The 13096-nt window shown below is 39.4% G+C and carries 10 protein-coding genes; 3 read left to right on the top strand and 7 right to left on the bottom strand.

Going from position 1 to position 13096, the window contains the following annotated elements:
- Positions 1–33 precede the first annotated feature (33 nt).
- On the top strand, positions 34–1767 hold the full coding sequence (locus AC0VXV_RS04425; protein ID WP_475530514.1) for a B12-binding domain-containing radical SAM protein: 1734 nt from the start codon (positions 34–36) through the stop codon (positions 1765–1767).
- A gap of 58 nt (positions 1768–1825) precedes the next feature.
- On the opposite strand, the gene AC0VXV_RS04420 is transcribed toward AC0VXV_RS04425, so the two are convergent.
- Positions 1826–1990, bottom strand: a complete 165-nt coding sequence (locus tag AC0VXV_RS04420) for a hypothetical protein (protein WP_475530513.1) — start codon at positions 1988–1990, stop codon at positions 1826–1828.
- Between the two features lie 141 nt (positions 1991–2131).
- On the opposite strand from AC0VXV_RS04420, the gene AC0VXV_RS04415 reads away from it, so the two are divergent.
- Positions 2132–2419 carry a transposase gene (locus AC0VXV_RS04415; RefSeq protein ID WP_079524844.1) on the top strand — a complete coding sequence of 96 codons (288 nt, stop codon included), beginning with the start codon at positions 2132–2134 and terminating at the stop codon, positions 2417–2419.
- An 84-nt stretch (positions 2420–2503) separates the two neighbouring features.
- On the opposite strand, the gene AC0VXV_RS04410 is transcribed toward AC0VXV_RS04415, so the two are convergent.
- The 3 genes from AC0VXV_RS04410 to AC0VXV_RS04400 form a co-directional block, all read right to left on the bottom strand.
- Positions 2504–3853 carry a TrkH family potassium uptake protein gene (locus AC0VXV_RS04410; RefSeq protein ID WP_475530512.1) on the bottom strand — a complete coding sequence of 450 codons (1350 nt, stop codon included), beginning with the start codon at positions 3851–3853 and terminating at the stop codon, positions 2504–2506.
- A gap of 104 nt (positions 3854–3957) precedes the next feature.
- Positions 3958–4722, bottom strand: coding sequence for a TerC family protein (locus tag AC0VXV_RS04405; protein WP_475530511.1), 765 nt, complete (start codon positions 4720–4722; stop codon positions 3958–3960).
- A gap of 394 nt (positions 4723–5116) precedes the next feature.
- Positions 5117–8161 (bottom strand): efflux RND transporter permease subunit, encoded by a 3045-nt coding sequence (locus AC0VXV_RS04400; RefSeq protein WP_475530510.1) that lies wholly within the window; start codon positions 8159–8161, stop codon positions 5117–5119.
- Between the two features lie 218 nt (positions 8162–8379).
- Between AC0VXV_RS04400 and AC0VXV_RS04395 the strand changes: the two genes are divergently transcribed.
- Positions 8380–9144 (top strand): NRDE family protein, encoded by a 765-nt coding sequence (locus tag AC0VXV_RS04395; protein ID WP_475530509.1) that lies wholly within the window; start codon positions 8380–8382, stop codon positions 9142–9144.
- 71 nt (positions 9145–9215) lie between these two features.
- On the opposite strand, the gene AC0VXV_RS04390 is transcribed toward AC0VXV_RS04395, so the two are convergent.
- The 3 genes from AC0VXV_RS04390 to AC0VXV_RS04380 form a co-directional block, all read right to left on the bottom strand.
- Positions 9216–10787 carry a peptide chain release factor 3 gene (locus AC0VXV_RS04390; RefSeq protein ID WP_475530508.1) on the bottom strand — a complete coding sequence of 524 codons (1572 nt, stop codon included), beginning with the start codon at positions 10785–10787 and terminating at the stop codon, positions 9216–9218.
- Between the two features lie 66 nt (positions 10788–10853).
- Positions 10854–11414, bottom strand: a complete 561-nt coding sequence (locus AC0VXV_RS04385) for a VanZ family protein (protein WP_475530507.1) — start codon at positions 11412–11414, stop codon at positions 10854–10856.
- Positions 11415–11490: 76 nt separating this feature from the next.
- The gene (locus tag AC0VXV_RS04380; RefSeq protein WP_475530506.1) at positions 11491–12960 is read right to left on the bottom strand and encodes a UDP-N-acetylmuramoyl-L-alanyl-D-glutamate--2,6-diaminopimelate ligase; all 1470 of its coding nucleotides are present in this window, start codon (positions 12958–12960) and stop codon (positions 11491–11493) included.
- Positions 12961–13096: the final 136 nt, after the last annotated feature.

Genomic DNA, 13096 nt, shown 5'->3' with positions numbered 1-13096 from the left:
TACAATAGACTTTATGAAGAGGAGAATAAAAATATGAAAATTATATTAAGTACACTCAACGCAAAATATATCCATACTAATTTAGCGATTCGCTATTTAAAAGCAGCAGCACTGCCTGAATTCGACTGTGAGCTTGCTGAATATACAATTAAAGACCCGGCTTTCAACATCGTATCCGACCTTTTCCAAAAGAAACCGGATGTTGTCGGATTCAGCTGTTATATTTGGAACATTAATGAGACGATTGCAGTAATCCGTATGCTAAAAACGGTTTTGCCGAATGTTAAAATTGTATTAGGTGGTCCGGAAGTTTCCTATGATGTCCATGAATGGATTCGCAAACATGAAGAAATTGACTTCATTATTATGGGAGAAGGTGAAGTTTCGTTTAAAGAAATGCTTCACCATTTCAATGGTGAGATTCCACTCGAAAAAGTGCCGGGCATTTGCTATTTGGAAGAAGGCAAATTAAAAATTCAAGCACAGCCACCTAAAATCGATTTGCGAGAAATCGCTTCCCCTTTCCGATTTGAAGAAGATTTACCTCACTTAGGTAAACGGATTCAATATATTGAAACGAGCCGTGGCTGTCCATTTAGCTGTCAATTCTGCTTATCTTCTATTGAAGTAGGGGTTCGTTATTTCAACCGTGAGAAGATTAAAGAAGATATTCGCTACTTAATGAATAACGGGGCAAAAACGATTAAATTCGTAGACCGTACGTTTAATATTAGTCGTAGTTATGCAATGGAAATGTTCCAGTTTTTAATTGATGAACATCAGCCGGGTGTCGTATTTCAATTCGAAATTACGGCAGACATTATGCGTCCTGAAGTCATCCAATTCTTAAATGACAATGCTCCGAAAGGGCTGTTCCGTTTTGAAATCGGTGTCCAGTCAACTAATGACTTAACGAACGACCTTGTAAAACGTCGTCAAAACTTCGAGAAGCTTACTCGTACTGTCACGATGGTAAAAGAAGGCGGCAAAATCGATCAGCATCTGGATTTAATTGCCGGATTGCCTGAAGAGGATTATGCATCATTCCGTAAAACATTTAATGATGTTTTTGCGATGCGCCCAGAAGAGCTGCAACTTGGCTTCCTGAAACTGCTGCGCGGGACAGGCTTACGATTGGAAGCGGAAAAGTACGGCTACACATATGTTGATATTTCACCATATGAAATTTTCTCAAATAATGTATTAACTTTTGATGATATTGTCCGTATTAAACATGCGGAAGACGTACTGGAAAAGTATTGGAATGCACATCGTATGGATAATACAATTGAATATTTAGTAACAAAAGTATTTGAAACGCCATTCGACTTCTTCCAAAGCTTCGGCACATACTGGGAAACAAAAGGCTGGTCACGTATCGGACATCAGCTTGAAGATTTATTCCGCCGTTTACTTGAGTTCCTTCAAACGGTCGAGCATGCCGACTTAGAAGTGATTACAAGCTTGATGAAATACGACTTCCTGCAAGGTCAGCAGTTCCAGCCGCGTAAACTTTGGTGGAATGATCGTCTATCTGAAGTAGAGATGAAAGATGTCTATGCACGTATTAAAGAAAACCCTTCTCTTGTAGGCGAGGAATTTGAAGCTATGCAGATTACTGAACGCGAATTATTCAAGCATTCTTTAATTATTCCGCTCCACATCGATTTGCAAGATTACGAAGTCGGTGCTCCACAAAAGAAAACGGGCTATTTATTCACATACTTCCGCAATGGGCAACAGCCTTACTTCAGCACATTCAATTAATTTAAAAACGCTGCAAACTCTTAATAAAGAGTGCAGCGTTTTTTTATGAACTGAAAACTTATTGTTTGTTCGATTTGGAATCCGTTTGCTTTTTTTCCGGACTATTTTTAGATTGTTCTTCTGTTAAATCATTGTCTTCACGAAGATCCAAATCATCAGGGTTTAATTCTGGTCCAACCTCTTCTTTCAGGTTTTGTCGGTCATTCCCTTTCTTTTTCTCCATATATATCACCTCCATTTTATAAATTAACCAATCGGCTATTATCTATTCCGCCATATGGTTAAACAGAGCTGCAGTCAGCCTACTCGTTTTATACCCCAAAAAAGAGGGCATAATTCAAATAAGAAGAAAGGAGTGCTATTTTTGAAAATATTTTTAGTTATTTCAAGCATTGTTGTTCCGCTTATTATGGTCCTTCTAAGAAAGAAAATCAGTAAGTCAGCTCTTGTTTTCAATATACTCGCTGTTATTTTTGTCATCATTTTCGGCAGTATTGCATCTACTTCCATTTATCAGATCATTATTGACGATGCTGTATTTATGACTAAAATCCATGGTCTATTTTTAAATGAACTCTTTTTAATTTCCGGTGCATATATCGGAGTTTTTACTATTTACAGACTGATGATTCTCACATTGCATGAAAAATAACTGCTCTTAAATAAATTAATAAATAATAAAGAACGCCCATTCCCTCAAAGGAAATGGACGTTTTTACGTATTGTTCAAAAATACTTACCCAATAATGATCCGTTCCTTCGGGTAATGATACTTCTTTTTCTGAGCGGATCCGCCTATTGAATACAGGAAAGAAATGAGTCCTACACGCCCTACAAACATGAGCACCATAATGACCATTTTTCCGAATGCGGTTAAGTCCCCTGTTATACCAAGCGACATCCCGCAAGTTCCGAACGCTGAAGTAATTTCAAATATGACTTCCATCATCGTTGCCTGCGTTTCTGTAATAAACAATACCATCGCAGCGCCGAGCACCATAATAATCGCGAAAATCAGTACCGCAAACGAGCGGTATACATCGATTACATGAATTTCCCGGTTAAAAATTTGAATTTCCGAATGCCCACGGGAAAATGCGATTAAAAACAAAATGACAATCGCAAATGTAGTTGTGCGGATTCCGCCCCCTACAGAACTTGGTGATGCTCCGATAAACATTAGCGCACTCATAAAGAGCTGTGTCGCCTCATTAAACGATGTCACGTCAAAGGTTGTTAAACCGGCCGATCTAGTGGAAACCGATTGAAACATGGCCGTAAACGCCGCCTCATGCCATCGCATCCCTTTAAACGACTGGAAGGATTCAATAATAAAAATTACAACCGAACCGAAAACAAATAAGGCAACATACGTGAATGTCGTAACCTTTGTAAATAGGCTAAAGCGAAATGCTGGATCCTTTTTCGTTAAATAGGCCTTCACTTCAATTAATACAGGAAAACCGATTGCTCCAAGGAAGATTAAGATCATGCAAACAAATTGGATGAAATAGTCGTGGTGAAACGGCAGCAAACTCATTCCAGTAATATCAAAGCCTCCATTAGTTGTGGCAGAGATGGCCGCAAACACTCCATTGATCGCAGCTTCTTCCCATGTTGCAAAATAACGCTTAAAATGAACTGTTAATATAAAGGCACCGGTAAATTCAATCATAAACAGCAGCTTGGCAATTTGACGAATCAATGCAACAACACCCGATAGATTATACTGATTATTGTCAATCATGATGAGCTGACGTTCACGCATACCGATTTTTTTCCCAAACAGCAGCCATAAAAACGTACCAATGGACATTATCCCGATCGCACCAAATTGCAGAATCAGCAAAATCATTGCAAGCCCAAAGCTACTGTAGGTTTCTGCAACAGTAACGGTAGTTAAGCCCGTTACACTAACCGCACTAACTGCGGTAAACAGACTATCTAAAAACGATACTTGCACGCCTTCCAAATGCACGCCCGGAAGACGCAGCAATAAAAATGAAATTAGAATGGCTACTGAATAATAAGTGATTAAAATTTGGAAAGGCGTGATTTTCCGCTTTTCGAACTTTTTAAAAGGCATATCATGGCCTCCGATAATTGATTACATTTTTTCTAGTATAATGAATAACATGAAAAATGAAAAGAAGATACTTCTAATAATTGAAGTATCTCCTAAACCATATATTATTCTGCTTTTGCTTTTTTGTTTTTGTACACACTTACTAAATAACCGCCAACTGCAAGTCCCAGGAGCACGACCCAGAAAATGATTTTCCAAGTTGTCGAGTGCGGGAAATGCGGGTCAATAATGGCCAAGTTCTCATGCCCTAATGCCAATACAGCCAATTTGACACCTACCCAACCTACAATTAAAAAGGCCGCTGTTTCCAATGTCGGATAGTCGTTTAACAGCTTAACAAACATTTGGGCCGCGAAACGCATAATGACAAGCCCAACAAAGCCACCAAGGAACATAACAGCAAATGGACCGGCATTAATTCCGCCAACATCGTAATCACTAATATGCGGTAATGTCATAGCAATTGCCACTGCAGCAAGCATTGAATCGATCGCAAACGCAATATCCGCAAGCTCTACCTTTAATACTGTCATCCAGAAACCAGAGCCTTTACCTTCTTTGATTTCCGACTCCTCATCCTGCTTTTTAAAGTGATTATCGTATAGATGTTTTATGGATATGAATAATAGATAAGCCGCGCCAAGCGCTTGAATTTCCCAATATTTCGCTAAGAACGTAATAAGGAACAGTGCGATGAAACGGAATACAAACGCACCGAATAATCCGTAAAATAATGCCTTTTTCTGTTGTTCTTTAGGTAAATGTTTAACCATTACTGCCATTACAACTGCATTATCTGCAGCTAACAGCCCTTCAAGGAATACTAATACAAGTAAGACCCATGCGTATTCTAATAAAATTGCTTCCATGAAATTTCTCCTCCTTATTATTTACTTGTACCCAATAAATTAGGCGTTAATAATGTAAATTTGAAAAAATACCCTTTTTGGCCAAAAAAGAAAAGACCTCTGCCTATGTAATATAGGCAAAGGTCTTGCTAAGCAAATATTGCTATCACACCCGATGGCTCCTAACCATGTAATGACGAATGTGAAGTAAGTACATTTAAATATAGCGCTTATCTAAAACGAAAGGCTGCTACTTAAATCTCTTATAGCTACTCCCCTTTGACAAATGTCAATTGGATATTCAATTCAATTATTATATTGCTATTTTACCGATAACGTCACGAAAAATCAAACCATTCTTTTAGAATTCATCAAAATTTTACATAATGACCTTTAGATACTTCTTACTGATCTATTATTTTGCTTCTTTTTCAATCAAGCTGTAGATGATCGGTACGATAAATAACGTTAGAATTGTTGAACTGATCAGCCCTCCAATAACGACAACTGCCATTGGCTGATTCATTTCTGTCCCTTCGCCAATTCCCAACGCTAATGGTACCAACCCTAAAATAGTCGTTAGAGCCGTCATTAAAATCGGTCTCATACGATCCTGTGCGCCAGTAATAATGGCATCGTATATATTTAATCCGAGCTGTCGTTTTTGATTAATATAATCTATTAGAACAATGCCGTTATTTACGACAATCCCTACTAATATAAGGATTCCGATAATGGCTGTGACACCGAGCAATGTATTTGTTACAAACAGTGAAACTGCTACACCGATAATCATTAGCGGAACGCTGAACATCATTACAAACGGCAGCTTAAATGATTCGAATTGAGCGCCCATTACTAGATAAATAAGAATGACCGCCAGCAGAATGGCCAAAATCATATCTTGTTTTGCACTATCGAACAGTTCACGGTCACCGCCAAAAACAATTTTCGATGTTGCAGGAATGCCGCCTTTTTCAATCGCTTCATCCACTTTTCGGGAAATACCGCTAAGGGATTCGGACGTATTGTATTTTACAAATACTGCAACGGCCGATGCCTGATCCGATCTCCGAATAGCCGTTTGCGTTTCTTTAATTTCAACCGATGCCAGCTGCTGCAGTTCGACATACACCCCGGCATTTGTTCGAAGTTTCATCGTTTTAAGTGCTTCTATATCTTCACGGTACGCTTTTCCGAAACCAGTGTATACTCCAAGTACTTCACCATCTTCGGCTATAATCTGCGTTGTAAATGCGCCTCGTGTCATCATATTGACGGTTTGTGCGATTTGTGCGGGCATTAGCCCATATTGAAGTGCATCATCACGATTTACTTCAATTTGAATTTCCTCTTTCACTTCATCCAAATCAGTCGTTACCTCAATAACCGAATCAATCTTTGCAACACGTTGCTGGATGGAAGCGACCGTTTTTTTCAGCTGAGGCTCATTGCTGTCTGTCACACGGAATGTTAAGGAATTCGGTGTTGATCCGGAAGAAGACGACAGTGAAAACGTCACTTCTGCACGCTCTCCGATTTCCTGCTGTACTTGTTTTTCAAACTGCTCGACAAATTCAAAAATGGAGCGGTCTCGTTCCGCTAATTCAACGAGCTTGACTGAAATTTCCCCTTCATTTTGTTCACTAGTACCTCGCGATAAAGATTGCTGATTTCCTCCAATTAAACTGACCACTACATCAACTTCATCATAATCCTTCGCCATCTCCTCAATTTCCGAAACAATTTGTTCTGTTTTCTCAACTGTTGCACTGTTTGGAAGCTCGACGGACAAGGACACAAACCCTTCATCTGTCGGCGGTAAAAACTCTGTACCTGTTTTATATAATGTAAATCCGGATATACCTACCAAGACAGTTGTGATTGTTAAAATAAGGGCACGTCTCTTTAAACCCCATTTTAGTGCTTTCGAATAACTTCGATACAGCCAAGATTCCTGGCGCTTCTTCACTACAGTTGAAGGTTTTGTACGTAAGAAACGGCTGGCCAGCATCGGAACAACTGTTAATGCAACAAACAGCGAAGCAATCAAACTAAATGAAATCGTTAACGCAAACTCTACAAATATTTGTCCTATTAACCCGCTTATAAAAATAACCGGCACAAAGACCGCAATCGTCGTGACAGTAGAAGCGGTAATTGCTAAAGCCACTTCCTTTGTTCCATTAACCGCTGCTTCTTTCGGATTCTCTCCTAGCTCCAAATGGCGCTCAATATTTTCTATTACGACAATCGCATTATCCACAAGCATCCCGATTCCAAGGGCAAGGGCTCCCAATGTCATAATGTTTAGGGAAAAGTCCGCAAAAAACATAAGAACAAACGTTACGATGACCGAATAAGGAATCGCGATTCCAATAATAAGCGGACTTTTTATTCCGGATAAAAAGACGAAAAGCACAAGCATTGCAAACAGCCCGCCAAAAATAAGCGAGGAGCTAATATTGCCGATCGCCAATCGTACATAGTCCCCCTGGTCAAATAAAATGGTCGCCTCGATTCCATCATATTGGGGCTCATCTAATAATTGTCCAAGCTCCTTCTGGAAAGTTTCGGAAACATTTGCGGTATTTGCTCCAGACTCCTGCAAAACCGAGATAAGTACAGCCTGCTGGTCATTGGCCCTTGTAATTGTGTTCGTTTCCTGCTCTTTTCGTTCTACGTTTGCTATATCCTGAACTTTTATTGCTTCACCTGTTAATGGATTGACTGAAAGCACCACATTCGCTATTTCTTCCGCACTTGTAAACAAGCTGACTACTCGAGTCGTTAATAACTGATTCTCTGTTGTACTTAGCTCTGCACCCGGCATTGAAATATTACTCGCCCGGATAATTTGCATAATATCATTTTGCGTTAAATTATTTTGCTCAAGCTTCTGCGCATCAAGTTCAATCTGTACTTCTTCTACTATTTCACCGGAGACGGTTACACTTGCTACCCCTTCAGTCCGCTGCAATTCCTGCTCAAGTGATTCGGCGATTTGTCGAATATCGACTTCTTCACTTTCTGCCGACAGTGCTAATTGAATAATCGGAAATTGCGAAGGATCAAACTTCAAAAAGCTCGGCCTTCCCGCATCTTCAGGAAGTGGGACAAGATCAATACGCTGTAAGATGTCCGTTTGAACATCATCCATATTCGTTGACCAATCAAATTCCAATATAATCAAGTTTGAGCTTTCCAGCGATGTCGACTGCACTCGTTTAATCCCCGGCAATGTCGCCAGGGAGGATTCTAGCGGCTTTGTCACTTTTTCGTTTACTTCTATCGGACTTGCTCCCGGATAGCTTGTCACAACGACTCCAATCGGCGGATTTAAATCGGGTATTAACGTAACGGGTATTTTAAATAATGAAACTGCGCCGAGTATTAGCACGAAAATCATTGAAACAATTGTAAAAACCGGACGTTTTATAGAAAACTTGCTTATATTCATCGGTGGAAAGTCCTTTCAATTTGTCTATATATTAATTAAAATTCGTGTAGAGCTATCTTTTTCCCTTTTATCATTTGACAAAAACTTAGGTTACTAAAGCAAAATGTTACAAAAAATCATACAAGGTAGGCACTGTTTTAGCACATTATATCGTATGATCCAGTGAATTTTTGGGGCTGGATGTCTTTGCCTACTACTCAAGCTACGGGGGTTCATTTATGTGTCTAATTGCATTTTCCTATAAAGTTCATCCATCATATCCGCTCATCATCGTTGCAAATCGTGACGAATTTTATGACCGTCCGACGGCAGCCGCCCATTTTTGGGAAGATGACCCTGATATATTAGCCGGACGAGATTTACGTCAGCTAGGTAGCTGGATGGGCGTGTCGAAAAATGGTCGTTTTGCCGCTATCACAAATTACCGTGATCCGCGCCTTCCTGAAACCGGCCAATTGTCACGCGGAGAAATTGTACGGTTATTTTTAACTTCTACGGAACCGACAGACTCGTTTATCCAGTCACTGCGTTCAAAAAGAGATTTGTACGGCGGCTTCAATGTGTTGCTTTATGACGGCGAAGCCATGCATCATTACAATAATATTTACGATGAACACCGCATTGTAGAAAGCGGAGTTCACGGTGTAAGTAACGCTACTTTCAATACACCATGGCCAAAAGTAAATTCGGCAAAGACTGTACTAGAAAATACAGTCGATAACGAGGCAATCGAAATGAACACCTTAATTTCGCTATTGGCAAATGACGAAATCGCACAAGATGAAGTATTGCCAAATACTGGTGTAGGTATCCATCTGGAACGGTCTTTATCCGCTCAATTTGTAAAAATTCCTAATTACGGCACTCGCTGCTCGACTGCCATTGTTTACCACAATAATGGGAAGATTGATTTTCTTGAGCGGACATATGAGGACGGAAAGTATAAATTTGACCGGTCTTACCGTATAGATGCGGGAGAATGAATGTATGTCTCAAAATAAAAAAACCCCGGCAATTTTCTTTCAAAGAAAATCACCGGGGCTTTAATATTAGATTATAACAAGCTGTATAATTGAATATTTTCGTTTTTCTCAGAGAACCAACGCATCGCAAATTCGTTTTCGAATAAGAATACTTTATTATCGAAACGGTCTTTAACAAGCATTGAACGTTGAGAATGCATTGAATCTTTCACATCTTCTTCATTTTCAATCCAACGTGCAATCTTACTGCCAATCGGCTGCATAATTACTTCTACATTGTATTCATTAATCATTCGGTGCTGGAATACTTCAAACTGTAATTGACCAACCGCACCAAGGATTACTTCTTCAGTATGCATTGTTTTGAAATACTGAATTGCGCCTTCTTGTACTAATTGCAGAACGCCTTTTTGGAATTGCTTCCCTTTCATTACGTTTTTCGCCGAAACTTTCATGAAAATTTCAGGTGTGAATTGAGGTAATTTTTCAAAGTTGAATGTTTTCTTACCTCCGACTACAGTATCCCCAATTTGATACGTACCTGTATCATAAAGACCGATAATGTCACCTGCAACAGCTTCATTTACTGTTTCACGATCATCTGCAAGGAACTGTGTTGACTGTGTCACTTTGAAAGACTTACCTGTACGTGAAAGTGTCATGTTCATTCCGCGCTCAAATTTACCAGATACAATACGCACGAATGCAATACGGTCACGGTGTGCCGGGTTCATATTCGCTTGAATTTTGAAAATGAATCCAGAAAACTCGCCATGGTCTACAGGATCGATAAATTGCTCATCTTCCGTAATACGAGGCTGAGGAATTGGTGCAAATTTTAAATACGTATCAAGGAATGTTTGAACACCGAAGTTTGTTAATGCCGAACCGAAGAATACCGGTGTCAATTCACCACGTGCAATTTTATCTTCCGAATACTCATTTCCAGCTTCATTTAGAAGTTCGATATCGTCGATAGCCTGTGAATAGTACGATGTTTTTTTCATATCGTTATCTATAGCTAAATGCCCTTCTCCATCAAGCGGTAAGTAGCGGTCACCTTCTTCTACACGGAACTGCTCAATACGCTTGTTGTAACGGTCGTAAATTCCAAGGAACTCTTTCCCCATACCGATCGGCCAGTTCATTGGATATGCATTAATGCCAAGTACTTCTTCCAATTCTTCAATAAGCTCTAGTGGCTCTTTCCCTTGACGGTCTAATTTGTTGATAAATGTAAAGATCGGAATACCGCGCATTTTACAAACTTTGAATAGCTTTAATGTTTGGGCCTCGATCCCTTTAGCCGCATCGACTACCATGACAGCCGAGTCTACAGCCATTAACGTACGGTACGTATCTTCCGAGAAGTCTTGGTGTCCAGGTGTATCCAGAATGTTTACACGGCAGCCTGAATAATCGAACTGCATAACAGAAGAAGTAACCGAGATCCCACGTTGTTTCTCGATTTCCATCCAGTCAGATGTCGCAAACTTTCCTGACTTCTTTCCTTTTACTGTTCCTGCGTCACGAATCGCTCCACCGAATAATAGTAGTTTTTCTGTAATCGTCGTTTTACCAGCATCCGGGTGACTGATGATGGCGAATGTACGACGCGATAATATATCTTGTTCTAAAGTCATTAATTTCGTCTCCTTTATTCATACTTTCTTATTTTAAAAGACAACAGTCATTTGTTACAACCTTTTTTACTTTGGCGTGCTCATTTTACGTAATCTCTGGAATATTTTGAAGAGCATAAAGCCGATCACAATGGCAATTGCATTTAATAATACATCATCGACATCAATACTACGACCAATAAAATATTGTGTTCCTTCAATAAATAACGGGATGATGAATGCAACGATATGCATGATGCGCCATCCTCTGAATTTTTTCCATAACAGTGGAATAAAGAAACCAAAAGGAATAAACAGGACAATATTGCCTGCCAAATTATAAAATGCGATATTTGCCAATGGTCCATTCAATTGGTCATAATACAGCATAATTGTTTGTAATGGGGTGAAATTGCTGCGCACATATGCGGTCGAAGTATCAAAATAGATCTGTCCATTCGAGATTTGGAAGTTTGGGATAATCGTTTGTGAAAAAATACTGACACTGTAAAAGAAGAATACGAGCATCACCAATTCGCGCCGTGCATTTCTTGTTTTATTTTTCATATAGAACATTCGCAATATGCAATAAATCGGGAAGCTCACAGTGCAATACGCAATCATACTCAGTAAAAATGAATGGATCATTTTTGTCACCTCCAAAAAAATCCACCGCTAACGCCATTACGTTAACACGGTGGATTTGAAAAAATTATAGCATAATCTATACAAATTTTAACTTTCCAGCTTCAATCGCAATTTTCGCATCACTATGCGGATATTTCGTATTTTCGATAATTTGGTAGTCCTCATGACCTTTACCTGCGAAAATAATAATATCACCAGGATTTGCTACGCTTACTGCATGTCTAACAGCTTCCGCACGGTCACCGATACAGGCATAATTTTTATGTTTCATGCCTTTTGCCAAATCACCCGTAATACTGTCAAATTCCTCATAGCGCGGATCATCTGTCGTCAGGACAACATAATCAGCAACAGATGCTTTTTCTGCCATTGTCGGACGTTTCGTTTTATCGCGTCCGCCACCTGTACCAACAAGGAAAATTAATTTATTTTCCTGTTTTTTATATGGCATTGCCGCATTGATCGCTTTTTCAATTGCATCCGGTGTATGTGCATAGTCGATGAACATTTGAATCGGTAAATCCGAATCTACTTTCTCCATACGCCCTTTCACCGGCGGTAGCATTTCAATTTGTTCTATAATGACATCAATCGGGAAGCCGCGAGCATAGAAAACGGCTGTTGCTGCGAGGACATTGTAAATATTAAATTCACCTAGTAAATGCATTGATACCGGGAATGTACCCTCCGGTGTTTCCATATCAAATTGCGTCATTCCATTTTCATAATGGCAGTTTACTGCACGGAAAATCGCTTTATTATGCAATCCGTAAGTCCAAATTGGATATGGTGTCATTTCCGAATAGCGCTCAGACCATGGATCATCAGCATTTAAAACGACATGCTTGTTTTTCTCCAAGTCTTGTCCAAGCTGAGAAAACAGCAAACCTTTTGTGTTGCCGTAGTTTTCCATCGTACCGTGGAAATCTAAATGGTCATGCGTTAAATTTGTAAATACCGCCACATCATAGTCAACACCGGCTAAACGGCCTAATGCTAAACCATGTGACGAAACTTCCATCACCATTGCTCGGCAGCCTTCGCTTTTCGCACGGAAAATCATCTGTTGTGTATTTAATGAATCACTTGTCGTATTTGCCGATTCATATAGCACTCCATTTAGATTGAAACCGATTGTTCCCGACAATGCCGATTTTTCGCCAAGTCCGATTAATATATTGTGGATAATTCCAGATACACTTGTTTTCCCGTTTGTACCTGTTACTCCGATCATCATTATATCCTTCGATGGATAATCAAAAAACTTTGCCGCTAAAATGCCAAGTGTACGTGTCGTATTTTTTACAATTACTTGTGGAACTTCTCCATCTAATTGTAATAGACGTTCTGTAACGATTACAGTTGCACCTGCATCAACTGCCTTTTGAGCATAATCATGCCCGTCCACCGTAAAACCTTTTATACAAATAAATAAACTGTTTGGCTGTACACTGCGCGAGTCAATCGCAATATCGGTAATCAGTTTCGGTAATTGACCTACAACTTTTTTTTGCATCAGTGTACTTAAAAGTTCTTCTGCATACATAATTCTTTCCCCCACAATTGCAATATAATTGCGAATGATAATTTTCTTCTATGTACTAATCATCATACTGTGCATAGATTGAAATTTCCACGCTTTTCATTAACTGTAATGTTTCCGTATAAAATAAACATGTTTG

Source organism: Solibacillus sp. iso_87 (assembly GCF_056173085.1).
Note: the sequence above shows the minus strand (reverse complement) of the source record. Positions and strands in the feature narration are given on the sequence as shown.

Bases quoted from the DNA above. Each gene is read 5' to 3' on its own strand.
- AC0VXV_RS04425 (WP_475530514.1), top strand. From the start codon at position 34: ATGAAAATTATATTAAGTACACTCAACGCAAAATATATCCATACTAAT.
- AC0VXV_RS04420 (WP_475530513.1), bottom strand. From the start codon at position 1,990: ATGGAGAAAAAGAAAGGGAATGACCGACAAAACCTGAAAGAAGAGGTT.
- AC0VXV_RS04410 (WP_475530512.1), bottom strand. From the start codon at position 3,853: ATGCCTTTTAAAAAGTTCGAAAAGCGGAAAATCACGCCTTTCCAAATT.
- AC0VXV_RS04405 (WP_475530511.1), bottom strand. From the start codon at position 4,722: ATGGAAGCAATTTTATTAGAATACGCATGGGTCTTACTTGTATTAGTA.
- AC0VXV_RS04400 (WP_475530510.1), bottom strand. From the start codon at position 8,161: ATGAATATAAGCAAGTTTTCTATAAAACGTCCGGTTTTTACAATTGTT.
- AC0VXV_RS04395 (WP_475530509.1), top strand. From the start codon at position 8,380: ATGTGTCTAATTGCATTTTCCTATAAAGTTCATCCATCATATCCGCTC.
- AC0VXV_RS04390 (WP_475530508.1), bottom strand. From the start codon at position 10,787: ATGACTTTAGAACAAGATATATTATCGCGTCGTACATTCGCCATCATC.
- AC0VXV_RS04385 (WP_475530507.1), bottom strand. From the start codon at position 11,414: ATGATCCATTCATTTTTACTGAGTATGATTGCGTATTGCACTGTGAGC.
- AC0VXV_RS04380 (WP_475530506.1), bottom strand. From the start codon at position 12,960: ATGTATGCAGAAGAACTTTTAAGTACACTGATGCAAAAAAAAGTTGTA.